Origin of the sequence: Sphingomonas sp. Leaf357 (assembly GCF_001423845.1) — a bacterium.
Classification (GTDB): domain Bacteria; phylum Pseudomonadota; class Alphaproteobacteria; order Sphingomonadales; family Sphingomonadaceae; genus Sphingomonas.
Map to the genome: position 1 here is coordinate 90,800 of NZ_LMPM01000001.1, position 26,931 is coordinate 117,730.

Below are 26,931 nucleotides of genomic sequence, written 5' to 3' on the forward strand. Positions count from 1 at the left end.
CGCGCCGCCCGGTGTCAGCCTTTGGCGGCGACCTGCGCCAGCATGTCCGCCGCCAGCAGGCTCAGCGTATCGTCGCGTGCGCCCATCACGACGATGCGGTCGCCGGGCCGGGCGATCGCGGCGAGGTGCGCCGCCGCCGCCGCGCGATCCGGAATGTGCAGCGCCTGCGCACCGGCGACGGCGATGCCGGCGACGATATCCGCGCTGGTCACTTCGCGCGTCACGGTCCCGCCCTGATAGACCGGATCCGGCATGACCAGCACGTCCTCGACGCCCAGTTCGGTGGCGAACATCACCATCAGTTCGCGCCGCATCATCTTCAGCGGGCCGTATCCGTGCGGCTGGAACAGGATCAGCAGGCGTCCGGGAAAGGCGTGCAGCGTCTCGAGCGTGGCGGCGATCTTGTCCGGGTTGTGGCCGAAATCGTCGATCACCGCGACGCCGGCACCCGTGCCGACCAGTTCGAAGCGACGCTTCAGGCCGGTGAACCCCGCGATCGCGCGGATCGCGTCGGGCAGCGGCACGCCGGCGGCGCGGGTCGCGCCGAGCGCCGCGAGCGCGTTGGAGACGTTGTGCCGGCCCGGTACCGACAGGCGGACGGCCTGGCGCACCCCGTCCGCGACGAGCTCGAAGCCGATCGCGAACGGTTCGGGCGCGAGGTTCTCCGCGCTCAGATCCGCCGGGGCCTCGACCGCGAAGGTAACGCGGCGCGCGGGCGGCAAGGTCATGGCGAGCGCGGCGGATTCGGGGTCGCCGACATTGACGATCGTCGTCGCCGCCTTCGCCGCGAAGGTGCCGAACAGCGCGCGCAACTCCTGCAGCGACTTGTGGTCGAGGCTGACATTGTTGAGCACGGCGATCTTCGGCGAATAGAGCGCGATCGAACCGTCGCTCTCGTCCACCTCGCTGACGAACGCATCGCCCTGCCCGACCAGCGCGCTGGCGAAAGGCGCGTCCGCCTGCGCGAAATTCTTCATCACCGCGCCGTTCATCACGGTCGGATCGCGGCCCAGCGCGTGCAGGATCCAGCCGATCATGCCGGTGACGGTCGATTTGCCGCTGGTCCCCGCCACGCCGATCGGCAGCGCGCTGGCATCGAACAGGCTGCTGAGCAATTCCGCGCGCGACATGCGCCGAGCCCCCACCCGCTCCGCCGCGACGATGTCGGCGACGGTGTCTTCGACGGCGGCGGAGGCGACGACGATCTGGTCGGATGAGGTGATGCCGCTGCCGTCCTGCGGGAACAGCGCGACGCCCTTGGCCTTCAGATCGTCGAACTTGGCCGGCAGGCGCGCGGCATCGAGCGTGCGATCCGAACCCGCGACGCGAGCGCCGCGCCCGGCCAGGATCATCGCCAGCGGCATCATGCCGCTGCCGCCGACGCCGACGAAGAAGTAGGATTTGCCGTCCGCCATGGGTGCGCGCTATCGCGGGTGGTAGCGAAGCACCACCCCCTTTCCGTTCGTTTCGAGCGAAGTCGAGAAATCGGGGATCGGGCACAGGTTTCTCGACTTCGCTCGAAACGAACGGGGATTTTTGCAATGCGGATCGGAATCGTCGCCCCTGCCCGCTCCATCACGCAGGCGATCGCGGCGCGCGCCACCGCCGTGACCGCGATCGCCTATCCGACGGTCGATCTCGTGTTCCACCCGCAATGCTTCCTGAACGCGGGGCATTTCGCCGGGCCGGACGCGGTGCGCGCCGCCGCGTTCCTGGAATTCGCCAACGATCCGGCGTTCGACGCCTTGTGGTTCGCGCGCGGCGGTTACGGCTCGAACCGGATTCTCGATGCGGTGATCCCGAAGCTCGGCCCGGCGGCGGCAGCGAAGAGCTGGCTCGGCTATTCCGACATGGGGTTCCTGCTCGGCGCGCTCTATGCGCGGCGGATCGGCCGGCCGGTGCACGCGCCGATGGTCGGCGACGTGACGCGATCGAACGGCGATGCCGTCGTTACGCGCTCGCTCGGCTGGATGGTCGACAAGGACCGGCGCGGGCTGGAACCGAGTATCAGGGGTTCGGGCATCGACAAACATCCGGTCGCCGCGTTCAACCTGTCGATCCTGACCGCGATGATCGGCACGCAGTGGCTGCCCGATCTGACCGATCACGTGCTGATGATCGAGGAAATTTCCGAACCGATGTACCGCGTCGATCGCATGCTGTTCACGCTGTCGCAGGCGACGCAGCTCAAGGGAATCGCCGGCGTGCGGCTGGGCCGGATCGGCGATGTCCAGCCCAACGATCCGCCCTGGGGCGAGGCGGAGGAGACGATGATCGTGCGCTGGTGCGCGGATATGAAGGTGCCCTATCTCGGCCGCGCCGATATCGGCCATGACGGCGACAACAAGGTCGTGCCGTTCGGCCACAGCTGAAGCCTTTCGTAAGGCTTTCGCGATATTCCGTGCGGCGAAGGGAATACCGCGTTGCGCAAGCTCCAGGATTATCTCGATCGGATCGAAAGCTCGATAGCGGCGGGCGAGGCGGTTCTCGCGCAACGCGACCCTCTGCTCACCGGCACGGTGAAGGCCAAGTGCACCGAAGCGGCGCTGTTGATCGGATCGTACCAGATGTTCGTGCACCGCGAGGTGTTCGAACCGCTGATGACCAGCCCGGACGACCGCGTGCGGCGGCAGGTTTACGCGCTGAAGGCGGAGTGCATCGCGCTCAGCGAGGATCTGCGCACCAGCGTCAGAACGCTCGTCGCCCGCGAGACACCGATGGATCAGGACGCGATCCAGGCGCGGGTCGAGTGGTTCAATGTCCGCGTACGGCGACATATCGCCGGGGTCTTGCTGCTGCTCGACTCGCCGGGCGGCGCGCTGCGGCGCGCGGCCTGACGTCTGGCGGAGCGGCTCGCGATACGCTATATCCGCCCCATGTTCGTACGCCGCGCTTTCCCCACTACCACCACCCCGGTCTTCCGGGGGGAGTTCGGTACGCGCGTTCACTGACACGTCCGGCCGAAACTCCACCCGCGAAACGGGTGAGAGACACGGCCGCTCCCTCCTGTTTCCTGACCGCTTCACTCCGGCCGCCATCCGGTGCATAGGCGCACGCATTCGACAGGATTTCTACCGATGAACATGTACTCGATCACGCTTCCCGACGGCTCCGTGCGCGAAGTCGCGCCCGGCACGACGCCGGCGGATATCGCGGCGGCGATCGGCCCGGGCCTCGCCAAGGCGGCGATCGCGGCGCGGGTGGACGGCGAACTGCGCGACATCATGCGCCCGTTCGAGGGCAATGCGAACCTCGCTTTGGTGACGGCGAAGGACGAAAAGGACGCGCTGGAGCTGGCACGTCACGATTTCGCGCATGTCATGGCCGAAGCGGTGCAGCATCTGTTTCCTGGAACGCAGATCACTTTCGGCCCGGCGACGGACGACGGCTTCTATTACGATTTCGCGCCGAAGGAGCGGCCGTTCACCGACGAGGATCTGCCGGCGATCGAGGCGGAAATGCGCAAGATCATCGCCAAGAACGAGCCGTTCGTGCGCGAAGTGTGGAGCCGCGAGCAGCTGATCGCGACGTGGCGGAAGCAGGGCGAGACGTTCAAGGCGGAATGGGCCGCCGAACTGCCGGATGGCGAGGAACTGACGATCTATCGCCAGGGCGCGTGGCTCGACATGTGCCGCGGTCCGCATATGGTTTCGACCGGCAAGCTCGACCCGACGGCGTTCAAGCTGACTCGCGTGTCGGGCGCCTATTGGCGCGGCGACCAGAACAACGCGATGCTCAGCCGCATCTACGGCACGGCGTGGCTGAACAAGAAACAGCTCGACCAGCATCTCTTCCGGCTGGAAGAGGCCGCCAAGCGCGACCATCGCAAGATCGGTCAGGAAATGGACCTGTTCCACCTGCAGTCCGAGGCGCAGGGGTCGGTATTCTGGCACCCCAAGGGTTTCCTGCTGTGGCGCCAGCTGGAGGCGTATATGCGCCGCCGTCTGGACGCGGCGGGCTATGTCGAGGTCAAGACGCCGCAGCTGATGGACGCGCGCCAATGGGAGCAATCCGGGCATTGGGGCAAATATCGCGAGAACATGTTCGTCGTGCCCGACGAGATTCCGAACACGGACGATGAGGCGGCGATCTTCAGTGGCACCGCCGATCTGATGGCGCTGAAGCCGATGAACTGCCCGGCGCACGTGCTGATCTTCCGCCAGGGGATCAAATCGTACCGCGACCTGCCGATGCGCATGGCCGAATTCGGCTGCTGCCACCGCAACGAGCCGCACGGCGCGCTGCACGGCATCATGCGCGTGCGCCAGTTCACCCAGGACGATGCGCACATCTTCGTGCGCGAGGACCAGTTGATCGAGGAGGTGCAGAAGTTCTGCGAATTGCTCGATTCGGTCTACAAGGATCTTGGCTTCGAGGATTATGCCGTGAAGCTGGCGCTGCGCCCGGACAAGCGCTTCGGCGACGACGCGATGTGGGACAAGGCCGAGGACGAACTGCGCCAGGCGGTGCTGCTCTCCAACCTGAGCGAGCCGATCAAAGCGAAGTTCGAGGAACTGCCCGGCGAAGGTGCCTTCTATGCGCCGAAGCTGGAATTCCACCTGACCGACGCGATCGGGCGGACATGGCAGGTCGGCACGATCCAGTCCGACCGCGTGCTGCCCGACCGCCTCGACGCGAGCTATGTCGGCGCGGACGGCGAGCGGCATCGCCCGGTGATGCTGCATCGCGCGATCCTGGGCACGTTCGAACGCTTCATCGGCATCCTGATCGAACACCATGCCGGGCGCTTCCCGCTCTGGCTGTCGCCGGTGCAGGCGGTGGTGGCGACGATCGTCTCCGACGCCGACGATTATGCGAACGAGGTGACGGAGAAATTGCGCGCGGCGGGCCTTCGCGTCGAGACGGACGTGCGCAACGAGAAGATCAACTACAAGGTGCGCGAACATTCGCTGGCCAAGGTCCCTAACCTGCTGGTCGTCGGCAAGCGCGAAGCCGAGGAAGGCACCGTCGCGCTGCGCCAATTGGGCAGCGACCGGCAGCAGTTCCTAACGCTGGATGCGGCCATCGCCATGCTGGTCGAGGGTGCGAAGGCACCGGATCAAAAGTAAGCCCGAAGATGGTCGGCGGGAGCATCTTTCGCCGACCACCAAAAACCCCTATATAAAGCTGTTGAAACCACAGGAGCTACACCTATCCGACCCCCTATAAACCGGCAGGCGCCGCCGATGAACGGCCCTCGCTTCAACGAATTCATCCAGTCGCCCAAGGTCCGCGTAATCGACGGGGACGGCGAAAATCTCGGCGTGATGTACACCCGCGAAGCGATGGAGCAGGCGCGCGAGGTCGGTCTCGACCTGGTCGAAGTGTCGCCCAACGCCGATCCGCCGGTCGCCAAGTTCCTCGATGTCGGCAAGTTCAAGTACGAGGCGCAGAAGAAGGCGAACCTCGCCCGCAAGAGCCAGAAGACGCAGGAGATCAAGGAGATCAAGATGCGTCCGAACATCGACGACCACGATTACGACACCAAGATGAAGAAGGTGAACGAGTTCATCGGCGAGGGCGACAAGGTGAAGATCACCCTGCGCTTCCGCGGCCGCGAGCTTTCGCACGGCCAGCTCGGCATGGCGCTGCTCCAGCGCGTGCAGGCCGATGTGGTCGAAGTCGCCAAGATCGAAGCCTATCCGCGCATGGAAGGCCGGCAGATGCTGATGGTGCTCGCACCCAAATAAGCTCGGCCACAAAATATTACACGCCGGCTGGCTGCAAATGCGACATCCGCGATTTGCAGCCGGCGGCGGCACTCTCCCGCATTCCCTAGCGTCACGCAGTCTCACGATTGCGTAAAGCGCAATCGCGTCTGCCATATCCAGACCGATCCGGCCCGAAATGGCGGTTTTCCGCCATTCCCGGGGGTGGACCTGCGCGTCGATGGCCCTATGAGCCGCGACCCTATCGATAAAAAATTCCAGGAGAGGTTTACCGATGCGTAAGACCGCGTTGCTTTTGTCCGCCGCCACGATGGCGATCGCCGCCCCCGCCTTCGCGCAGGACGCCGCCCCGGCCACCGCAGCCCAGACCGCTCCGGAAACGGCCGCGCCCGTCGCCGAGGCGGCACCCGAAACCAACGAAGCCGGCGAGATCATCGTGACCGCCACGCGCCGCAGCGAGCGCCTGTCGAACGTGCCGATCGCCGTGTCCGCCGTGTCGCAGGCCGCGCTGCAGAATTCCGGCGCCACCGACATCCGCCAGCTGGCGCAGCTCGCCCCGTCGCTGCAGGTCTCCTCGACCGGCAGCGAAGCCAACGCCTCGGCCCGTATCCGCGGCATCGGCACGGTCGGCGACAATCCCGGCCTCGAAAGTTCGGTCGCGACCTTCATCGACGGCGTCTATCGCAGCCGCACCGGCGCCGGCCTCAACGATCTCGGCGAAGTCGATCGGATCGAAGTGCTGCGCGGGCCGCAGGGCACGCTGTCGGGCCGCAACGCCTCGGCCGGCACGATCAGCGTCATCACCAAGCAGCCGGAATTCGAATTCGGCGGCTATGGCGAGGCGACCTACGGCAATTACAACAATATCCGCGTCGCCGGGGCGCTGACCGGCCCGATCATCGCCGACAAGCTCGCCTTCCGTATCGACGGCGTGTTCGGCAAGCGGGACGGCTTCTATTACGACACGGTCAACAACACCGATTACAACGACCGCAAGCGCTATTTCGTGCGCGGCCAATTGCTGTTCGAGCCTTCGTCGGACATCAAGGTCCGACTGATCGGCGATTACACCTATCGCGACGAGAAGTGCTGCGGCGCGGTGTATATCGATACGCGCGAGAAGACCGCCGCGGCCGGCGGCGGCTACACGATCGCCAACAGCAACCGTATCGTCGACGTGATGACCAGCCTGGGCGCGGTGTTCCCGAGCGCGGGCGATCCGTACAACCGCCGCATCGCCAACACGCGCGGCCAGGCGTATGGCAACGTCACGAAGGATTATGGCGGGTCGGCGCAGATCGACTGGAACCTGGGCGGCGCCGCGCTCACCTCGATCACCGCCTACCGCGAATACAAGTCCGCCGGCGCGTCGGACATCGATTATGGCAGCCTCGACATCGGTTCGCGCCCGGCGGACGGCAACAATTACCGACAGTTCCACACGTTCAGCCAGGAAGTGCGCCTGAACGGCGAGGCGTTCGGCGGAAAGCTCGACTGGCTGATCGGCGGCTATTACTCGCGTGAGGACCTGGTCGTCGTCGACAACCTCAAGTTCGGCAGCCAGTATGGCGCGTTCGCCGCCTGCCGCGTGGTCGCGACGATCAACCCGACGGCAGCGTTGCGCAACCCGGCGGCGGCAGGCTGCCTCAGTGCCGGCGGACGCGCCACGTTGGCCGGCCTGCTCCCGGGCACGACGCCTGCTTTCGGCACTGCGACGAACACGATCCTGGCCGGGCTCGATCGCCTGTCCACGCTCAACAATCTCGGCGACACACGCTCGGCTTATTATCAGAACAGCCGGAACTTCGCGTTCTTCACGCACAATATCTTCAAGCTGACCGACCGGCTGAGCCTGACCGGTGGCTTGCGCTACACGCGGGAAACGAAGGACTTCCACGCCGACATCGCCAACAACAACACGATCTGCCCGGCGCAGCAGGCCGCGCTCGGCTCGCTGCTCGCGAGCCCCTCGGCCACGCTGCAACAGGTCGCCGGTTCGCTCATCACGCTGACCTGCACCGGCAACTCGACATCGTTGCTGAGCGGCGTGCCGTTGCGCGACAAGCTGAAGGAAGGCCAGTTCACCGGTACGGCGGTACTGTCGTGGAAGCCGATCGACGACCTGCTGACCTATGCGAGCTATTCGCGCGGCTACAAGGCCGGCGGCTACAATCTCGATCGTTCGGATCTGAGCGCCAACGTGTTCACGACGCCGACCGCGGCGAGCGCATCGCGGCTGCGCTTCGACCCCGAAACGGTCAACGCCTATGAAATCGGCTTCAAGTACAAGACGCGGGCCTTCTCGCTGAACGTCGCCGGGTTCCGCCAGGAATTCAGCAACTTCCAGCTGAACACGTTCAACGGCACCAACTATGTCGTGCAGAATATCGGATCGTGCGCGGACAGCCTGAACGGTGCGGATCGCGACGCCAGCTCGACCACCGGCGCATGCACCGGCAAGGTCAAGTACGGCGTGCTGTCGCAGGGCGTCGAGATCGAGGCGGGCATCTATCCGGCGCGCAACTTCTCGGTGAACATGGGCTACACGCTGGCCGACACGCACTACAAGAACAACCTGGTCGGCAGCCAGTCCGGCGAGGCGCTCGACTCCGCTTTGTTCCTGTTGCCCGGCCAGCAGCTGTCGAACGCACCGCGCAACGTGGTGACGATGTCGACCAGCTGGACGCCGTCGATCGGATCGTCGGGCCTGTCCGCTCTGTTCTATGTCGATGGCCGCATGACCAGCGACTACAATACCGGCTCCGACCTGTACGTCGAGAAGGCGCAGGACGGCTTCTTCCTGATGAACGCACGCGTCGGCCTGCATAAGGACAACCAGGCCTGGAGCATCGAGCTTTGGTCGCAGAACCTGCTCAACACGAAGTACGAGCAGGTCGCGTTCAACGCGCCGTTCCAGGGGTCGGGCTCGATCGACACCGTCCGCGCGTTCGGCGGCACCGGCAACCAGCTGTTCATGGCGTTCCTGGGCGAACCGCGCACCTACGGCATCACGCTGCGCTCGCGCTTCTGATCAGAGATTTTGTGTAAAGCGGCGACCCGTTCCTCGACGTGAGGGACGGGCCGTCGTCGTTTCCACCTGCCACCACCAGCGTCATCCCAGCGAAGGCTGGGATCTCAAGCGGCCGGCACGGAGCAATTCGCACAAGATCCCAGCCTTCGCTGGGATGACGAGCGTTGGTGAGATCAACCGACCGGCGGCTCCCACAATTCGATCGCATGGCCCTCCGGATCGTGGATGCGCGCGAATTGCCCGGTCTGCGGGTCGTTCCATTCCGGCTTGGTGATGACCTCGATCCCCGCCGCATTCAGCTGTTCGAGCAGCGAATCGAGATCGCGGACGCGCAGGTTGAGCATGAACTGCTTGTCGGCCGGAAAATAATCCGTGTCCGCCTTGAACGGCGCGAACACCACCGGCCCGCCTTCCGCCGCCCAGGACCATTCGTCCGGCGTGCCACCCTCGGCCGAGACGCAGCCGGCGCCGACGCCGAGATGCTCGCGATACCAGGCCGAGAGCGCGTCCGGATCCTTTGCGCGAAAGAACAGGCCACCAATTCCGAGTACCGGCATCGTCGCGCTCCCTTGTTAGGCAGGCTCCATCATATCGACGCCCGCCGCCGCGTCCAGCAAGCGACGTTCCAGCGCCTTGAGCCGGCTGCTGCCCGAAATCTTGTCGCCGGTCAGATCGGTCAGATAGAAGGTGTCGACCGCGCGCTCGCCATAAGTCGCGACGTGCGACGAATGGATCGTCACCTTCGACTGGAACAGGGTGTGCGCCAATTGGTGGAGCAAGGCCGGCCGGTCGCGCGCATTGACCTCGACCACGGTGAAACGGTTCGACGCCTTGTTGTCGATCAGCACGTTGGGCGCGATCCGGAACGCCTCGGCGCGGGCACGAGGCAGGGGCTTGGCCTTGAGCCGGTCGCTCAGGCGCCCGCGATTGGCCAGCGCATCCTCGATCCCCGTCTTCAACCGCGCGAGCTGGCCGGAATCGTCGAACGGCCGCCCGAACGGATCCTGGACGAGGAAATTGTCCAGCGCCATGCCGTCGCGCGTGGTGTGGATGCGGGCGTCGATGATGTTGCCGCCGGCCGCGTGGATCGCGCCGGCGATGCGGTAGAACAGCCCCGGATGATCGGCGGCATAGACCGTGACCAGGGTCGCGCCGCGTTCGGGATAGACCTGCGCCGCGATCGAGAGTTGCGCGTCGCCGGCATCGGCGATCTGGCGGGCGTTGCGCGCCAGCACGTCCTCCGGCTCGGCGACCCAATAGGGTTCGGGCAAGCGCTTGACCAAGCGTGCGAAGGCCACGTCGTCCCAGCCCAATGCTGTCTTCAGAGCCTCCTGCTTGGCCGCGACACGCTCGCTGCGGCCTTTCTGCTTGTGGCCCAGGCGCAGCACCTCCTCCGCCGCCTCGTACAGATCGGAGAGCAATTGCCGCTTCCACCCGTTCCACACGCCGGGGCCGACCGCGCGGATGTCGACCACCGTCAGCGCGAGCAGCAGGCGCAGGCGCTCGGGGCTTTGCACCACGTCGCAGAAATCGAGGATCGTCTTGAAATCCGACAAATCGCGCTTGAACGCGGTGGCCGACATCAGCAGGTGATGCCGCACGAGCCACGCCACCGTCTCGGTTTCGGCCGGCGTGCAGCCGAAGCGCGGGCACAGCCGCTCGGCCACTTCCGCGCCCAGGATCGAATGATCCCCGCCGCGCCCCTTGGCGATATCGTGCAGCAGCACCGCGACATACAGAGCGCGGCGCGAGACGATCTGCGGGAAGATCGCCGTGACCAACGGATGATCGTCGGGCAACGTGCCGTGTTCGATCTTGCTGAGCAGGCCGATCGCACGGATCGTATGTTCGTCGACCGTGTAATGATGATACATGTCGAACTGCATCTGCGCGACGACGCGGCCGAAATCGGGAATGAAGCGGCCGAACACGCCCGCCTCGTTCATCCAGCGCAGCACCGTCTCGGGATCGCGCGGGGAGGTCAGCACGTCCAGAAACAGCGCGTTGGCCTCCGGATTCCGGCGCAGCTCGTCGGCCAGTTTAGCATCGCGCGCGGCGGCGCGCATCGCCAGCGGGTGAATCTCCAGCCCATGCTTGTCGGCGAGCGCGAACATCTCGATCAGGCGCACCGGTTTCGTCTGCAGGAAATCGTCCGACGGGAGCGCCAGCCGTCCGCGCACCAGCTTGAAGCCGTTCAATTTGCGCGGGTAGCGCGTCAGCGTCGGCAGCCCGAAGCGACGTCCCCGCGCGGCGAACTTCTCGTCGAGATGCGCGAGGAACACGCCGGTCAGGTTGCCGACCGTCTTCGCCTGCAGGAAGTAATATTGCATGAAGCGCTCGACGCTCGATTTCCCCGGCCGGTCGGCGAAACGCATCCGCTCGGCGATGTCCTGTTGCAGGTCGAAGGTCAGTCGGTCCTCGGCCCGGCCGGCAAGACTGTGCAGATGGCAACGCACCGCCCAGAGGAAATTGTCGGCGCGGTGGAACTGGCGATATTCGTCCGCGCTGAGCAATCCCGCTTCGACCAGTTCGGCGGCGCGCTGCACGTTGTGGGCGTATTTGCCGATCCAGAAGAGCGTGTGCAGATCGCGTAGTCCGCCTTTGCCCTCCTTCACGTTCGGTTCGACGACGTAGCGCGTGTCGCCCATCTTGCGGTGGCGCACGTCGCGCTCGGCCAGCTTGTCGGCGACGAAACCGCGCGTATCGGTCTGCACCTCGGCCTTGAAGCGGCGCGACGCCTCTTCGTACAGGGCATCGTCGCCCCAGACGTAGCGCGCCTCGAGCAGGGCGGTGCGGATCGTGATGTCCGATTTCGCCTGACGCACCATTTCGTCGATCGAGCGGCTGCTATGCCCGACCTTCAGCCCGAGATCCCAGAGCGTGTAGAGCATCGTCTCGATCACCTGCTCGGCCCAGCCGGTCTGTTTCCAGGGGGTGAGGAAGCCGATGTCGAGATCGGAATAGGGCGCCATCTCGCCACGCCCATAACCGCCGACCGCGATCAGCGTCAGGCGCTCACCCGCCGTGGCATTGCCGACCGGATAGAGGCGCTGGACGATGAAGTCGTAGATCAGGCGCAGCAGCTGATCGGTCAGGAAGGCCTGCGCCCCGGCGGATTCGAGTCCGCGCGAGGGATGCTCGATCAGGCGGCGCTCGATTTCCACCCGACCGGTCTCCAGCGCGGCCTTGAGCACCGGCACGGTCGCCCGGCGCAGCGCGACCTTGTCCTCCCCCTCCAGCGCCGCGAGCGCATCGGCGACGGAGCGGCGATCGATGATCGCGCGGCGGTTGGGGAGCGTATCGAAGCGGCCGGACATGATCTTCCTGATAGGGCCGTGGAAAGGTGCCGTCACCTGCAGCTTCCATTCATCGCGGCTGGCGCAGGAACGAACAGCGCGAGGTGATAGTTCTCACGCCGCAACGAATCTGGAGACCATCCATGAACCGACTGACCATCGCCGCCATCGCAACGGCCGCAAGCCTGTTCGCCACCGCCGCGCCCGCCAGCGCGCAGACCGCACAAGAAACCGCGCGCTTCACCGCCGCGCAGGATCGCCTCAACAACGAACTTCAGCTGTTCCGCCAGGAATCCGACCGCTACCGCGCCGCGGTGTCGCGCCGCCCGGGCGGATATCAACAGCCTTATAACGACCCCCGCTACGACGATCCGCGCTACGACAATTCGGGATACGACAATGGTGGATATCGCCGCGCCGACGATGATTATTACGATCCCCGGACCGATTATCGCAGCGGCAATTATCAGGAGCGCGTGCTGAGCGCCGACGAGCGCGTCTATCGTGGCACCGACGGCAAATATTATTGCAAGCGCAACGACGGTACGACCGGCCTGATCGTCGGCGCGGCGGGCGGTGCACTGCTCGGCAACGTCATCGACGGTGGCCGCTCGCGGATCGTCGGCACGCTCCTCGGCGGCGCGGCGGGCGCGCTCGCCGGCAAGGCGATCGACCAGGGCAGCACGAGTAACCAGATCCGCTGCCGCTGATCCCGAGACGAGATAAGAGGGGCGGTGCCGGGTCGGCATCGCCCCCTTGGGACGTATATCACGCTACATGCAGGGCGATCCGTTCACCTGGCTAGCCTCAGGCCTCCCGGCTGATCGCCTTTAGTCGGTACAGCACCTCAAGCGCCTCGCGCGGGGTCAGCGAATCGACGTCGATGCGCTCCACCTCCGCGCGAATCCGATCGCATTCCTCCTCCACCGCCTCCGCCATCGCGGCGAAGAGCGGCAAATCGTCTAGGCCTGCCGCCAGACCACCGGTCTTGGCGCGGCCGGCCTCCAGCTTCGCGAGGACCGACTTGGCGCGCGCGATCGTCACAGGGGGCAGGCCGGCGAGGCGCGCGACGGCGAGGCCGTAGCTGCGATCCGCCGGGCCTTCCGACACCTCGTGAAGCAGCACAAGTTCACCCTTCCATTCGCGCGCGCGAACATGGTGGAGAGTCAGCGCGTCGCAGCGTTCGGCGAGGCGCGTCAGTTCGTGATAGTGCGTCGCGAACAGGCAGCGACAGCGATTGTCCTCGTGGATCGCCTCGACCACCGCCCAGGCGATGGCGAGACCGTCATAGGTGGACGTGCCGCGCCCGACCTCGTCGAGGATCACGAAGCTGCGCGGTGTCGCCTGGGCGAGGATCGCCGCCGTCTCGACCATCTCGACCATGAAGGTCGATCGCCCGCGCGCGAGATTGTCCGACGCGCCGACGCGACTGAACAGGCGATCGACCAGACCGAGGGTTGCCGAGGTGGCGGGTACGTAGCTGCCGGCCTGCGCCAGCACCGCGATCAGCGCGTTCTGGCGCAGGAAGGTCGATTTGCCGCCCATGTTCGGCCCCGTCACCAGCCACAGCCGCGAATCCTCCGACAGGTTGCAATCGTTGGCGACGAAGCGTTCGCCGCGCTTAGCCAGGGCATCCTCGACCACCGGATGCCGCCCGCCGACGATCTCGAAACAGGCGTGATCAACCAGAGCGGGACGCGCCCAGCCGCCCTCGATCGCGCGTTCCGCCAGCGCCGCCGACACGTCCAGCCTCGCCAGCGCATCGGCGGTGGCGGCGATCTGCTCGCGCCCATCGAGCGCGGCGGCGGTGAGGTCTTCGAGGTGCGACGCCTCGGCTGCCAGCGCGTGCGCCCCGGCCTGCGTCACCTTCAGCGCGACGTCGTGCAATTCGGGCGCGTTGAAGCGCACCGCGCCGGCCATCGTCTGGCGGTGCGTGAAGCCGCTGTCGGGTTTCATCAGCGCATCGGCATTCTTCGCCGCGACCTCGATATGATAGCCGAGCACGCCATTATGCTTGATCTTGAGCGCGGCGATGCCGGTGCGGGTGCGGTACTCCGCCTCCAGCGCGGCGATCGCCCGCCTGCCCCCGGCCCCCGCATCGCGCAGATCGTCGAGCGCGGCGTCATAGCCCTGCGCGATATAGCCACCCTGCGCCGCGTCGATCGGCGGCGCGGGCACCAGCGCGCGGGTCAGCAGATCGATCAACGCACCGTGGCCGCGCAGCTGCGGGGCGAGCGTGGTGAGCAGGACAGGCGGCGTGGCTACGCGCTCGAGCCGCTCGCCCAGCCGCCACGCGCCGTCCAGCCCGTCGCGCAACTGGCCGAGATCGCGCGGAGACCCCCGCCCCGCCGCCAGCCGTCCCAACGCCCGACCGATATCTGCGAGGCCGCGCAATGTGGTGCGCAGCGCGTCGCGCAGATGCGCATCCTCGGCGAGCAATTGCACCAGATCGAGCCGCGCCTCGATCCCGTCCCGCGCCATCAACGGCGCGCCGATATCGGCGGCGAGCAGGCGTGCGCCGCCGCCTGTTACCGTGCGGTCGATCGCGTCGAGCAGGCTGCCCTTGCGCGTGCCGGTCGTCGTCTGCGTCAGTTCCAGGCTCTCTCGAGTCGCCGCGTCGATCGCCATCGCCTGCGCGGCATGCGCGATGCGCGGCGGGCGCAGGAACGGCAGCGAGCCCTTGGCGGTATGTTCGAGATACGCGATCAACCCGCCCGCCGCCGCGAGCCCTGCGCGGCTGAACTGGCCAAAGCCGTCCAATGTGGCGACTCCATACAGCGTCCTGATCCGCCGCTCGGCATCGCCGCTGTCGAAATCGCCGCGCGGCCGGAGCGTCGTGGCGGCTTCGGCGAAGGCGCTGGCGTCCGACGCGATCGTCTCGGCCGGCGCGAGGCGTGCGAGTTCCGCGCCCAGACCACCCGCGCTGCACTCGATCAGTTCGAACCGCCCGGTCGAAACATCGGCCGCCGCGATCGCCACGCCCCCCGCCGCTTCACCGATCGCGACGCACCAATTGGCCGCGCGCGCATCGAGCAGGGCCTCCTCGGTAAGCGTACCCGCCGTCACCACGCGGATGATATCGCGCGAAACCAGCGTCTTGCCGGCGCGCTTCTTCGCCTCGGCCGGGCTCTCGGTCTGCTCGGCGATGGCGACGCGGTGCCCCGCCTTGATCAGTCGCGCCAGATATCCTTCGGCGGAATGCACCGGCACGCCGCACATCGGGATCGGCACGCCCGCATGCTCGCCCCGCGCGGTGAGCGCGATATCGAGGCACGCGGCGGCGATCTTCGCATCCTCGAAGAACATCTCGAAGAAATCGCCCATGCGGTAGAACAACAGGCAATCCTGCGCCTCGGCCTTCAGCGACAGATATTGCGCCATCATCGGGGTAGGGGCGGTGGCGGGGGCGGACATAGGCGCGGGTTAGCCGAGGCCGGCCCAGGCATCAAACCCCCACTGGCATTTGGCCGGCAGGGAAGAAGAAGGTCGCCTCGCCCCGGCAAAGCGGTTCCATTTTCGTGCCTGTAAACCTAAGGAGGGAGCGATCCCGAGAGGAAGCGAATGTCCGACGAAACCAACCTGCAGTTTTCCGAGCGCGAGGCGCTGCTGTTCCATTCGGAGGGTCGCCCCGGCAAGATCGAGATCATCGCCTCGAAGCCGATGGCGACGCAGCGCGACCTGGCGCTCGCTTATTCGCCCGGCGTCGCGGTCCCGGTGCAGGCGATCGCCGACGATCCCGCAACCGCCTACGATTACACCGCCAAGGGCAATCTGGTCGCGGTGATCTCCAACGGCACCGCGATCCTCGGCATGGGCAATCTCGGTGCGCTCGCCTCCAAGCCGGTGATGGAGGGCAAGGCGGTGCTGTTCAAACGCTTCGCCGATGTCGATGCGATCGATATCGAGCTGAAGACGGAGGACGTGAATCGCTTCATCGACGCGGTCGAGCTGATGGAGCCGACCTTCGGCGGGATCAACCTGGAGGACATCAAGGCACCGGAATGCTTCATCATCGAGCAGACGTTGCGCGAACGGATGAACATCCCGGTGTTCCATGACGACCAGCATGGCACAGCGATCATCACCGCCGCCGGGCTGATCAACGCCTGCCTGCTGACCGGGCGCGATCTGAAGGACATCAAGGTCGCGGTGAACGGCGCGGGCGCGGCGGCGATCGCCTGCACCGAACTGATGAAGGCGATGGGCGTACGCCACGACAACGTCATCATGTGCGACCGGACCGGCGTGATCTATCAGGGTCGCGACAATGTGAACCAGTGGCAGTCGGCGCATGCCGCGAAGACCGACCGGCGCACGCTGCAGGAAGCGCTGCACGGTGCCGACGTGTTCCTGGGCCTGTCCGCCGCGGGCGCCTTGAAGCCCGAGATGGTCAAGGACATGGCGCCTGCCCCGATCATCTTCGCGATGGCCAATCCGGAGCCGGAGATCCGCCCCGAACTGGCCAAGGCGGCACGGCCCGACGCGATCGTCGCCACCGGACGGTCGGATTATCCGAACCAGGTCAACAACGTGCTGGGCTTCCCGTTCATCTTCCGCGGCGCGCTCGACGTACGCGCGACCGAGATCAACGACGAGATGAAGATCGCGGCCGCCAACGCCATCGCCACCCTCGCCCGCCAGCAGGTGCCCGAGGAAGTGGCCATCGCCTATGGCGTTCGCCACAGCTTCGGCCCGGAATACATCATCCCCGCGCCGTTCGATCCGCGCCTGATGGAAGTGGTGTCCGTCGCGGTCGCGCAGGCGGCGATGGATTCGGGCGTGGCGACCAAGCCGATCGTCGACATGGACGCGTATCGCACCAAGCTGCGCGCGCGTCTCAACCCGACCACGTCGGTGCTGAGCCTCGCCTACGAAGGCGCGAAGGCGCATCCCAAGCGCGTATTGTTCGCGGAAGGCGAGGAGGAGGTCGTGCTGCGCGCCGCGATCGCCTTCAAGGACGGCGGCTACGGCACGCCGGTGCTGGTCGGGCGCGACGACGTGCCGGAGCGGCTGAAGGCGCTCGGCGTGTCGGACCCCGAAAGCTACGAACTGCACAATAGCCGCAAGTCGCCGCTGGTGCCGCAGATGGTCGACTTCCTCTATGGCCGGTTGCAGCGCCGCGGGTATTTGCGTCGCGATTGCGAGCGGATGATCAACCAGGATCGCAACATCTTCGGCGCGGTGCTGCTGCAGCTCGGCCATGCCGACGCGATGATCACCGGCATCACCCGCACCTATGCGCATACGATGCGCGAGGTGCGCCGCGTGATCGATCCCGAGGCCGGGCGCACGCCCTTCGGCATCCACCTGATGGTCGGGCAGAGCCACACCGTGTTCATGGCCGACACCACGATCAACGAGCGGCCGAGCGCGGAAGAACTCGCGGATATCGCCGAACAGACCGCCGCCGTGGCACGTCGCATGGGCCACGAACCGCGTGTCGCGTTCCTGAGCTATTCGACCTTCGGCAATCCCGAGGGGCACTGGCTGGAGAATATCCGGGCCGCGGTCGCGGTACTGGACGCACGCCAGGTCGGCTTCGAATATGAAGGCGAGATGGCGCCGGACGTCGCGCTCAATCCCAAGCAGCTGGCGAACTATCCGTTCGCGCGCCTGTCGGGGCCGGCCAACGTGCTGATCATGCCGGGGCTGCAGAGCGCCAACATCTCGGCCAAGCTGCTGCGCGAACTCGGCGGCGATGCGGTGATCGGACCGATGCTGGTGGGCATGGAGAAGCCGGTGCAGATCGCGCCGATGACGAGCACGGCGAGCGAATTGGTGACGCTGGCGGTGCTCGCGGCGGGCGGGATCGCGCGGTAGGTCAGGCGATCGCCAGCCCGGCCCGCCTGGCCGCGGCGCAATAGTTGCGCATGCCGACGCGTGCCTTGTCGGAGAGCGCCATGAAGGCGCGGCGACGGTCGAACGGGTCGGGGTGGCGTTCGAACAGGCCGGCCTCGGTCATCTTGGCGATCCAGCGCAGGGCCGTCGTCGGCGCGACGGCGGCGGCAATGCACAAGGACGAGACCGAGACCTGCGCGCGCTCCATCTCGGCGGCGTAGAGATCGAGCAGCATGTCCCAGGCCGGATCCTCGAACAGCCCGTCGGCGAAGAATTGCGCGCGCAGCCGGCGCGAGCGGATCGCCTGGCGCAGATCGTGCGCCGTTACCGGAATGTCGTCGCCCGGCGGTGCGCCATAGCCCAAAGTGCGATCGGCGACGCCTGGGGCGGGGCGCTCCGGCGGCACGGTCTCGCCGCGCGTCAGGCGAGCGAGCGTCTCGGCGATGCGGGCGACCTCCTCGTTCAGCCGCCGGAGCCGCTCGGCCTCGGCATCGCGGGCCTCGTTGACCTGTCCGTCGAGCCGCGCCGCTCCGGCAATGCTGAGTGCCGCCACCCGCTCCGCCATGCCCGGCGCGCATAGCAATTGCACATGCCGCCCGAACAGGCAGGCCGCGACGAGGTCGATCTGTTCCGTCGCAAGTGCCGCCACGATTCGCGCCCCGACATCCCGGGCAAAGGCATCCAGCACCGGCAACGCGGCATCGAGATCGCCGTCCGAGGCACCGCGCGTGTCGATCATGAGCAGGTCGATCGCGGCGTGATCGTGCACCCCGCCGACGTCGCGCCAGCCGAACCGTGCCACCACCCGCGCACCGGCGAGGTCCAGCGCCTCGACCGCCAGTCGCTCGGCCGTCGGGTCGCCCGCCACCACGAGGGCGCCGGGCTGCATCGTGTAACTCGTGTCGTTCATCGCCGATCCGCCCCGCCGTTCCTCGCCCCGGGCCGAGGTACGCATTTTACGGATCGAGGCGTGTCAGATTACATCCGTTTTGGCCAGAACCCTCCGCCAGCCCACGGGATTTGCCGCTTCCCGGCATCGCCATACCGCCATTCTGGACAGATTGCCGACCGTCAGTCGAGGTTCTTGACGATTTCCTCGACCATCTTCTTGGCGTCGGCGAGCAGCATCATGGTGTTGTCCATGTAGAAGACGTCGTTGTCGACGCCGGCATAGCCGACCCCGCCCATGCTGCGCTTGATGAACAAAACCGTCTTGGCCTTTTCCACGTCGAGCACCGGCATGCCGTAGATCGGCGAGGTCTTGTCGGTTTTGGCCGCGGGGTTGGTCACGTCGTTGGCGCCGATCACGAAGGCGACGTCGGTCTGCGCGAATTCGCCGTTGATATCCTCCAGTTCGAACACGTCGTCATACGGCACGTTGGCCTCGGCGAGCAGGACATTCATATGGCCGGGCATGCGGCCCGCGACCGGGTGGATCGCATATTTCACGCGCACGCCGTGCGCCTTCAACTTGTCGCCCATCTCGCGCAGCGCATGCTGCGCCTGAGCGACGGCCATGCCGTAGCCGGGGACGATGATGATCTGTTCGGCCTGCTGCATCAGGAAGGCGGCGTCCTCGGCCGACCCGCGCTTCCACGGCCGCTGCTCCTTCGCCTCGCCACCGGCGGCGGAAGCATCCGCGCCGAAACCGCCGGCGATCACGCTGATGAAGCTGCGGTTCATCGCCTTGCACATGATGTAGCTGAGGATCGCGCCCGACGATCCGACCAGGGCACCGGTGATGATCATCGCGCTGTTGTGCAGCGTGAAGCCCATCGCCGCCGCCGCCCAGCCCGAATAGGAGTTCAGCATCGACACCACGACCGGCATGTCCGCCCCGCCGATCGGGATGATCAGCAGGAAGCCGATTGCGAAGCTGAGCGCGGTGATCGTCCAGAACACCCAGGGGCTCTGGTCCTGCGTGAAATACGCCACCAGCGCGATGATCGCGCCCAGCACGGCCAGGTTGATGACGTGACGGCCCGGCAGCATGATCGGCTTGCCGCCCATATTGCCGTTCAGTTTCAGGAACGCGATGACCGAGCCGGAGAAGGTGATCGCGCCGATCGCGACGCCCAGGCCCATTTCGATGCGACTGACCGGGTTGATCATCGTCACCGGGACCGCCAAGAAGCTGCCGTCAGCCAAGGCATAACTGACGTTGACGATACTCGCGATGCCGAACGCAACCGGGTTCAGAAACGCAGCCGCAGCGACCAGCACCGCCGCCAAGCCGACCAGCGAGTGGAACGCAGCGACAAGTTGCGGCATGTCCGTCATCGCGATCCGGCGCGCGGTGATCAGGCCGATCACGCCGCCCAAAGCGATCGCACCCAGGATTTCGAGAATGGTGACGACGTCGAGCCGGGGAATGATCGCCGAATAATCGAAAGCCGGAGTCGCGCCGACGACGAGCAGATCGATCACCGGCACATGCGTGACCAAGGTCGTCACCACCGCGATCGTCATGCCGATCATGCCGTAGCGGTTGCCGCGCTGCGACGTCGCCGGAGACGACAGGCCGCGCAAGGCGAGGATGAAGCACACGCCAGCGACGAGATACGCCAGCGCCGCCCATGGATTTACCGCAACATGTTCCATCCTGCCCCCTTAACCCGTTCGTCATGCCAGCGAAGGCTGGCATCTCCCGCCCGCTCGCGCGCACTTGCGGCGCGAAACCCCAGCCTGCGCTGGGGTGACGGGCGTATCGTTACTTCGCTGCCGCCGCCGGCTTCTTCTTGTACATTGCCAGCATTCGCGCCGTCACCGCGAAGCCGCCGAAGATGTTCACGCTGGCCAGCACCACCGCGAGCAGCCCGAGCCATTTCGAGGTCGCGCCCGTGCCGCCGATGCCGGTCGCCGCGCTGGCGATCAGCGCGCCGACGATGATGACGGACGAGATCGCGTTGGTCACCGCCATCAGCGGCGTGTGCAGCGCCGGCGTGACCGACCAGACGACATAATAGCCGACGAAGCAGGCCATGACGAAAATCGACAGGATGCTGATAAAGTCCATTCAGTCTCTCCGGAGCCGAAGTTCACACAAAGTCACACGATACGAGGCCCAGCGTGACGCTGGCTCAGGCCCCGACGACCGATCGAGGCCAATGTCGCAGAAACCGGCCTTGTAGGACAGTCGCGCGATCATCGATCGAGCTTCTGCGCGAGGAAATTCTGCAAACCGAGGATGTCGGTATTGCGGCCGACCTTGAACTCGATCGCGTCATGGCCTGACAGATAGATGCTGAGTTCGGCATCGAGATCGAACGTGCCCGCGCTCTCGATCGAGAAGGCGGTGATCGAGCGGTACGGCACGGTGAGATATTCGCGCTTGCTGCCCGTGAGGCCCTGCACGTTGATGTACAGCACGCGCCAGTTGGTGAAGGCGATGTAATCGCGCACCGTCTTGTAGCAATAATAGACCGTCTCGCCATCGGTCAGCGCCGCGCGATGCTTCTCGATCAGTTCGCGCGGATCGGCGGCGGTGGCGTGGAGGATGCCCATCAGGCGGCGGCGCGACGCGACTGGGGGACGGGTCGGCCCATTTCCTGGGCGGCCTCGATCCAGCAGCCGATCGCATCGTAGATATTGTCCAGTGCTTCCTGGGGGGTATCCCCGTCGGATCGACAGCCGGGAAGTTCGGGCGCGATCGCCGTAAAACCGCCGCCATCGGCGTCGGAGAGTGGCGACATCTTTACTCCAAAATCGAAGGGCGACTTCATTTTTGATCCTCCCCGGCACGGGGAGGGGGACCGTTCGCCTCTTCCGGCGAATGGTGGAGGGGGCGGGCGGCAAAGGCTGTGATCGCGTCGATAGCAGCGTCCGGGTCTTTAAGAATACGGGCAGCCGCGACATGCAGGAGATGCCAGCCATTCTCCCCCAAGAATGCGTCACGGCGCTCATCGCGCGCGGGGCGATCACCGCGATTATGCGCCTCGCCACCGACTTCGATCGCCAGGCGGTTTTCGAGACAGCAAAAATCGATGACATGCGCGCCGAACGGGTGTTGCTTGCGGAATTTCAGACCGGTCTGCTTGCCTTTCAGGCGCTGCCAAATCAGCACTTCCGGCAGGCTCATGTCTCGACGCAGGCGACGGGCCATCGCAACTTCGGGGCGCAGCGCTCGCGGCACGCCCCCTCCACCGCCTTCGGCGGTTCCCCTCCCCGTGCCGGGGAGGATCAAGACAGGAGCCTCGCGTTCACCACGGCACCACCCTTGGTCAGGCGGATCGCGTCGCCGATTTCTTCATCGAGCACCGGCTTGCCCGTTTCCTTGTCCCAGAACGCGCTGAGGAAGTTGAACAGGTTGCGGCTGAACAAGGCGCTGGCGTCCGCCGCCAGGCGGCCGGCGACGTTGCGGTGGCCGACGATCTTCACGCCGTTCACGCTCACCACCTCGCCCGCCACGGACCCTTCGACGTTGCCGCCAGCCTCGACCGCGAGATCGACGATCACGCTGCCGGGGCGCATGCTGGCGACCTGCTCGGCCGAGATCAGGCGCGGCGCGGGGCGGCCGGGGATCAGCGCGGTGGTGATGACGATGTCCTGCCTGGCGATGTGGCCGGAGACCAGTTCCGCCTGCGCCGCTTGATATTCGGGCGACATCTCACCGGCATAGCCGCCGGCACCCTCGCCCTCGATGCCGGCGACGTTCTCGACGAAGATCGGCTTGGCGCCCAAAGACAGGATCTGTTCCCGGGTCGCGCTGCGCACGTCGGTCGCGGACACCTGCGCGCCCAGGCGGCGGGCGGTGGCGATCGCCTGCAGGCCGGCCACGCCGACGCCCATCACGAACACGCGCGCGGCGCTCACCGTGCCGGCCGCCGTCATCATCATCGGGAAGGCGCGGCCATATTCGGCCGCCGCGTCAAGAACGGACTTGTACCCGGCGAGGTTCGATTGCGAGGACAGGATGTCCATCGATTGCGCGCGGGTGATGCGCGGCATGAATTCCATCGCCAACGCCTCGATGCCGGCGGTGGCATAGGCATCGACGCGGGCGCGCCCACCATTTTCTCCGGCCCCGAACGGATTGAGGCTTGCGGCGAGCCACGCACCCGGGGCCGCGCCGCCGATCGTCGCCGGATCGGGTCCGACCACCGCGAGGATGATCTCCGCCCCGTTCAGCGTATCCGCGCGCGGGCCGACCGTCGCGCCGGCCGCGGCGTAATCGGCATCGGCAAAGGATGCCGCGACACCGGCCCCCGCCTCGACCGCCATCTCGGCACCAAGGGCGATGAACTTCTTGACCGTCTCGGGGGTGGCGGCGACGCGGTTTTCACCGGCCGCCTGTTCCTTCAGGACCGCGATCTTCACCCGCGGCGCTTAGCGCGAGATCAGCCAGATCACCGCGGCGGCGATCACGGCACAGGCGACGGCGCCCCACTTCAACAGGCCGATCACCTGGCCATAGGTCTGTTCGTGCGCTTTCAGATCACCGTTGCCGGCCATGGCCTCATTTCCCCATAGAGCTTTTGTCGCATCCCGCTTAGCCCGAGCCCGCCGCGCCCTCAAGCCCCAGTCCCGCATGTCCCGTCTTGAGGCGGCTTAAGCTGGTCTTTACCCGGCACGATTAAGGTTACCCGCTACGAACGGGAACGGGAACACCGGATGACGCGCAACGGACAGCGCCTGTTGATGTTGATCGACGACGAGCCGGCACAGCGCCGGCTGGTCGCGGCGATCGCCGCGCGTCGCGGCTGGCGCGCGGTCTTCGCCAATGACGGCGAGATGGCGATCGCGATGCTCGGCACGCAGGACGGCATGCAGCTGGATGCGATCCTCCTCGATTCCTGGGGACCGGAGGCCGATGCGGCGACGTTGATCGCCGAAATCCGCGAACGCCGCCCCGCGCTGCCGCTGCTGATGCTGACCGCCAACGGATCGGTCGCGCAGGCGGTCGCGGCGATGCGATCGGGCGCGACCGACTTCCTGGTCAAGCCGATCGCGCCCGAACGCCTGCTCTCGGCGCTCGACGCGGCGGTCGGCGGCAAGACGGCAGGCGAATTGCGCCCGCTGTCCGAGAAGATCCCGGCCCTGCTGGCGTTCGACGAGATCGTCGGCTCCGCGCCCGATTTCCGTGCCGCGCTGGCCATCGCCGCCAAGGCCGCCCGCGCGCGCGTCGCCGTGCTGCTGGAAGGCGAAAGCGGCGTCGGCAAGGAAGTGGTGGCGGAGGCGGTGCATGCCGCCTCGCCACGCGCCAAGAAACCGATGGTTACAGTGAATTGCGGCGCGATCCCCGCGAACCTGGTCGAATCCGAACTGTTCGGCCACGAAAAGGGCGCGTTCACCGGTGCCTTCGAACGCAAGATCGGGCGCTTCCAGGAGGCCGACGGCGGCACGATCTTCCTCGACGAAGTGGGCGAGATGCCGCTGGAAGCGCAAGTCAAGCTGCTGCGCGTGCTGCAGAACGGGGATATCCAGCCGGTCGGTGCGCGGCATGCCCGCGAGGTCGACGTGCGGGTCATCGCCGCCACCAACAAACGGCTGATCGAGGAGGTCGAGGCCGGGCGGTTCCGCGAGGATCTCTATTACCGGCTCAACGTCGTGCAGGTGACGATCCCGCCGCTTCGCGAACGCACCGGCGATATTCCGGCGCTGGCGCGCCATCTGCTCGCCCGCGTCGCGCAGCAGCCGGGGCTGCGTCCGCTCGGCATCACCGACGATGCGCTGGATTTGCTCGGCAGCTACGACTGGCCGGGCAATGTCCGCCAGCTGCAGAACGCGCTCTTCCGCGCCGCCGTATTGTGCGACGGTGCGGCGCTGACGCGCGCCGACTTTCCGCAGATCGCCGCCCTGGGGGCCGCGCGGCACGTTGCCCCCGTGCCGACGCCGATGGCGACGTCGGGCGGCGTGACGCTGTTCAACGCCGACGGCAACATGCGCGCGCTGGAGGATATCGAGGCCGACGTGATCCGCCTCGCGATCGGCCATTATCGTGGCCGCATGACGGAAGTGGCGCGGCGGCTGGGGATCGGGCGCTCGACGCTCTATCGCAAGCTAGGCGAACTCGGCATCGACAACGCGGCGGCCTGATCCGGCCTCACCACAACACGCCCTTTACCGGCACGACCGGCTCGGGCGCCGGATCGCCGAGCGCCTGGAGCAGGTCGATCTCGATCGTCCGGGTCATCGCGGTCAGCGGCACGTCGTGGATCTTGCCGGCGAACGGATCGACCAGATCCTCGCCGATCTGCAGGACGGCGAGGAACATCAGGCCGGCGATGGTCGAGCCGACCGGCGTCGCGAAGCCCAACGTCTCGACCAGGCCGATCGGCAGCAGGACGCAGAACAGGCGCGTGAAGAAGCTGGGGAAGAAGCGGTACTGATTGGGCAGCGGCGTGTTCTTCAGCCGCTCCATCCCGCCCTGCGCGTTGGCGATATCGACCAGAGTCCGCTCGATCGAGGCCTGCTGGATCGTGTCGATCCAGCCATTGGCGCGCGCCTGATCGACGCGACGCCCGGTGCCGTCGAGAATGCCGTTGGCGATGTTGGTGCGCGCCAGCGACGGTGCCGCCTCGTCGGGCGAGAGGAAGCGGTTGACCTCGGCGGTCGGATCCTGCCGCCGGAGCTGGCAGCGCAGCACCTGGACATAGGTGATCTGGCGCAGGATGATCGCGCGTTGCAGATCGCGCCCCTCCTCGTCGGGCAGATAGCTGCGCGCGGCGCGCGCCAGGTTGCGCGACGAGTTGATCATCGCGCCCCACAGCACGCGCCCTTCCCACCAGCGCTGATAGGCCGAGGTGTCGCGGAACCCGAGGAACAGCGCCAAGGCCGAACCGAAGATCGTCAGCGGCAGCGACGGCGCCTTGTACGGCTGGACGTAATAGATCACCGTCACGATGACGTCCCACACGAACAGCGCGATCAGCGGCTTCCATACCTCCGCCACCATATGTTTGACCCGTGGCACGGCATCTACGATCACGCTCTTCCCCTCGATGTCAGCGGCGTTTGCGCGGCCCGAACGCAGAAAGCGCGCTAAGGATGCATCGGAAATGCATCGCAACCATCATCCGCCGACCAGCGCCTGATCCTTCAACCCGCGCCATACGCGCACCGCCTGCGCCGTTTCGGCGACGTCGTGGACGCGCAAGATCTGCACGCCGGCCTCGACGCCCTTCAGCGCGAGCGCGAGCGATCCGCCGAGCCGCCGGTCCGCCGGAGCCTCGTTCGACAAAGCGCCGATCATCCGCTTGCGGCTGGCGCCCAGCATGATCGGGCAGCCGAGGCCGTGGAAGAGCGCGAGGCCGTTGAGCAGAGCGAGATTGTCGGCGAGCGACTTGCCGAAGCCGATGCCGGGATCGACGATGATCCGCTCGCGCGCGATGCCGCCCGCCACCGCCGCCGCGACGCGCGCCTCCAGCCAGTCGAACACGTCGGTCAGCACGTTGCGATAGTGTCCGTCGCCGTGCGGACCCTTGGCCGGATCGGGCGAGTGCATCAGGATCACCGGGCAGCCGGCGCGTGCGACGATGCCCAGCGCGCGATCGTCCCACAGCAGCGCGGCGACGTCGTTGACGATCTGCGCACCCGCCGCGAGCGCTGCCTCCATCACCGCACCCTTGCGGGTATCGATCGAGATCAGCGCGCCTCCGCTCGCCAGACGCTCGATCACCGGCACGATACGCTTGATCTCGTCGCCTTCCCAGACGAGCGGCGCACCCGGGCGGGTGGATTCGCCGCCGATATCGATCAACGTCGCGCCGGCCACAGTCATGTCGAAGCCGGCGGTGGCGGCGGCGGCCGGATCGTCGCCATAGGCGCGCCCGTCGGAAAAGCTGTCCGGGGTGACGTTGAGGATGCCGGCGATGCTCGGCTGGTCGAAGCGCAGCACGCGATTCCCCAGCGTCAGCGCCGGTCGGGGCGCGGTGATCGCGGCGTGGAGCTTTGCGGCGCTTTCGTTCCCGCCGAGTGCGGTATCGAAGTCGGCGACCGGCACGATGCGCCGCGCGCGGCCCTCGATCACCTCATAGGCGGCGAACCACTGCATGCCGCCGGCGAGGCGCGCAACCGACCCCTCGGGCAGGCCGATCGGGGTATCGACGAACTGGATCGGGCGGAGGTGGAGGGGCAACGCAGTCATAGGAACCCGTTC

The 26,931-nt window shown here is 66.6% G+C and carries 22 protein-coding genes; 8 read left to right on the forward strand and 14 right to left on the reverse strand.

Annotated features, from left to right (window positions below):
- Window positions 1-14: 14 nt before the first annotated feature.
- A complete protein-coding gene (locus ASG11_RS00520; RefSeq protein ID WP_055773953.1) occupies window positions 15-1,415 on the reverse strand; it encodes a UDP-N-acetylmuramate--L-alanine ligase in 1,401 nt (466 codons plus the stop codon).
- Between the two features lie 126 nt (window positions 1,416-1,541).
- On the opposite strand from ASG11_RS00520, the gene ASG11_RS00525 reads away from it, so the two are divergent.
- From ASG11_RS00525 to ASG11_RS00545, 5 genes are all read left to right on the forward strand, one after another.
- Complete coding sequence (locus ASG11_RS00525) at window positions 1,542-2,372, forward strand: LD-carboxypeptidase (RefSeq protein WP_055773955.1); 831 nt, start codon at window positions 1,542-1,544, stop codon at window positions 2,370-2,372.
- A 51-nt stretch (window positions 2,373-2,423) separates the two neighbouring features.
- Window positions 2,424-2,837, forward strand: coding sequence for a hypothetical protein (locus ASG11_RS00530; protein ID WP_055773957.1), 414 nt, complete (start codon window positions 2,424-2,426; stop codon window positions 2,835-2,837).
- Between the two features lie 246 nt (window positions 2,838-3,083).
- Window positions 3,084-5,069, forward strand: a complete 1,986-nt coding sequence (thrS, locus tag ASG11_RS00535) for a threonine--tRNA ligase (RefSeq protein ID WP_055779937.1) — start codon at window positions 3,084-3,086, stop codon at window positions 5,067-5,069.
- A 117-nt stretch (window positions 5,070-5,186) separates the two neighbouring features.
- On the forward strand, window positions 5,187-5,690 hold the full coding sequence (gene infC / locus ASG11_RS00540; RefSeq protein ID WP_055773958.1) for a translation initiation factor IF-3: 504 nt from the start codon (window positions 5,187-5,189) through the stop codon (window positions 5,688-5,690).
- Between the two features lie 253 nt (window positions 5,691-5,943).
- Window positions 5,944-8,700, forward strand: coding sequence for a TonB-dependent receptor (locus tag ASG11_RS00545; protein WP_055773961.1), 2,757 nt, complete (start codon window positions 5,944-5,946; stop codon window positions 8,698-8,700).
- A 173-nt stretch (window positions 8,701-8,873) separates the two neighbouring features.
- On the opposite strand, the gene ASG11_RS00550 is transcribed toward ASG11_RS00545, so the two are convergent.
- Window positions 8,874-9,257: a VOC family protein gene (locus ASG11_RS00550; protein WP_055773962.1), complete on the reverse strand. Its 384-nt coding sequence runs from the start codon at window positions 9,255-9,257 to the stop codon at window positions 8,874-8,876.
- A gap of 15 nt (window positions 9,258-9,272) precedes the next feature.
- The gene (locus tag ASG11_RS00555; RefSeq protein WP_055773964.1) at window positions 9,273-12,017 is read right to left on the reverse strand and encodes a [protein-PII] uridylyltransferase; all 2,745 of its coding nucleotides are present in this window, start codon (window positions 12,015-12,017) and stop codon (window positions 9,273-9,275) included.
- 122 nt (window positions 12,018-12,139) lie between these two features.
- On the opposite strand from ASG11_RS00555, the gene ASG11_RS00560 reads away from it, so the two are divergent.
- Window positions 12,140-12,706, forward strand: a complete 567-nt coding sequence (locus ASG11_RS00560) for a glycine zipper 2TM domain-containing protein (protein ID WP_055773966.1) — start codon at window positions 12,140-12,142, stop codon at window positions 12,704-12,706.
- A gap of 97 nt (window positions 12,707-12,803) precedes the next feature.
- On the opposite strand, the gene mutS is transcribed toward ASG11_RS00560, so the two are convergent.
- Window positions 12,804-15,380, reverse strand: coding sequence for a DNA mismatch repair protein MutS (mutS, locus tag ASG11_RS00565; protein WP_055773968.1), 2,577 nt, complete (start codon window positions 15,378-15,380; stop codon window positions 12,804-12,806).
- Between the two features lie 177 nt (window positions 15,381-15,557).
- Here mutS and ASG11_RS00570 point away from each other — a divergent pair, with 177 nt between their 5' ends.
- Complete coding sequence (locus ASG11_RS00570) at window positions 15,558-17,816, forward strand: NADP-dependent malic enzyme (protein ID WP_055773970.1); 2,259 nt, start codon at window positions 15,558-15,560, stop codon at window positions 17,814-17,816.
- A gap of 1 nt (window position 17,817) precedes the next feature.
- Here ASG11_RS00570 and ASG11_RS00575 read toward each other — a convergent pair whose 3' ends face one another.
- The 8 genes from ASG11_RS00575 to ASG11_RS18170 all read right to left on the reverse strand — a co-directional run bounded on the left by ASG11_RS00575 (window position 17,818) and on the right by ASG11_RS18170 (window position 23,285).
- Window positions 17,818-18,789: a MarR family winged helix-turn-helix transcriptional regulator gene (locus ASG11_RS00575; protein WP_156363597.1), complete on the reverse strand. Its 972-nt coding sequence runs from the start codon at window positions 18,787-18,789 to the stop codon at window positions 17,818-17,820.
- Window positions 18,790-18,905: 116 nt separating this feature from the next.
- The gene (locus ASG11_RS00580; RefSeq protein WP_055773974.1) at window positions 18,906-20,435 is read right to left on the reverse strand and encodes an NAD(P)(+) transhydrogenase (Re/Si-specific) subunit beta; all 1,530 of its coding nucleotides are present in this window, start codon (window positions 20,433-20,435) and stop codon (window positions 18,906-18,908) included.
- A gap of 109 nt (window positions 20,436-20,544) precedes the next feature.
- A complete protein-coding gene (locus tag ASG11_RS00585) occupies window positions 20,545-20,850 on the reverse strand; it encodes a proton-translocating transhydrogenase family protein (protein WP_055773976.1) in 306 nt (101 codons plus the stop codon).
- A gap of 128 nt (window positions 20,851-20,978) precedes the next feature.
- The gene (locus ASG11_RS00590; RefSeq protein WP_055773978.1) at window positions 20,979-21,338 is read right to left on the reverse strand and encodes a PH domain-containing protein; all 360 of its coding nucleotides are present in this window, start codon (window positions 21,336-21,338) and stop codon (window positions 20,979-20,981) included.
- Complete coding sequence (locus tag ASG11_RS00595; protein ID WP_236697332.1) at window positions 21,338-21,526, reverse strand: type II toxin-antitoxin system HicB family antitoxin; 189 nt, start codon at window positions 21,524-21,526, stop codon at window positions 21,338-21,340. Before ASG11_RS00595 ends, ASG11_RS00590 begins: the two co-directional genes overlap by 1 nt.
- A gap of 26 nt (window positions 21,527-21,552) precedes the next feature.
- The gene (locus ASG11_RS00600; protein WP_055773981.1) at window positions 21,553-21,936 is read right to left on the reverse strand and encodes an endonuclease domain-containing protein; all 384 of its coding nucleotides are present in this window, start codon (window positions 21,934-21,936) and stop codon (window positions 21,553-21,555) included.
- Window positions 21,937-22,013: 77 nt separating this feature from the next.
- Window positions 22,014-23,150, reverse strand: a complete 1,137-nt coding sequence (locus tag ASG11_RS00605) for an NAD(P) transhydrogenase subunit alpha (RefSeq protein WP_055773983.1) — start codon at window positions 23,148-23,150, stop codon at window positions 22,014-22,016.
- Window positions 23,151-23,159: 9 nt separating this feature from the next.
- On the reverse strand, window positions 23,160-23,285 hold the full coding sequence (locus ASG11_RS18170) for an aa3-type cytochrome c oxidase subunit IV (protein ID WP_082472513.1): 126 nt from the start codon (window positions 23,283-23,285) through the stop codon (window positions 23,160-23,162).
- Window positions 23,286-23,444: 159 nt separating this feature from the next.
- Here ASG11_RS18170 and ASG11_RS00610 point away from each other — a divergent pair, with 159 nt between their 5' ends.
- Entirely contained in the window at window positions 23,445-24,869 is a 1,425-nt protein-coding gene (locus ASG11_RS00610) for a sigma-54-dependent transcriptional regulator (protein ID WP_055773985.1), read from the forward strand.
- Window positions 24,870-24,876: 7 nt separating this feature from the next.
- Here ASG11_RS00610 and ASG11_RS00615 read toward each other — a convergent pair whose 3' ends face one another.
- Together ASG11_RS00615 and folP are read right to left on the reverse strand one after the other, a co-directional pair.
- A complete protein-coding gene (locus ASG11_RS00615; protein WP_055773987.1) occupies window positions 24,877-25,761 on the reverse strand; it encodes a bestrophin family protein in 885 nt (294 codons plus the stop codon).
- An 84-nt stretch (window positions 25,762-25,845) separates the two neighbouring features.
- On the reverse strand, window positions 25,846-26,919 hold the full coding sequence (gene folP, locus ASG11_RS00620; RefSeq protein ID WP_055773989.1) for a dihydropteroate synthase: 1,074 nt from the start codon (window positions 26,917-26,919) through the stop codon (window positions 25,846-25,848).
- Window positions 26,920-26,931 lie beyond the last annotated feature (12 nt).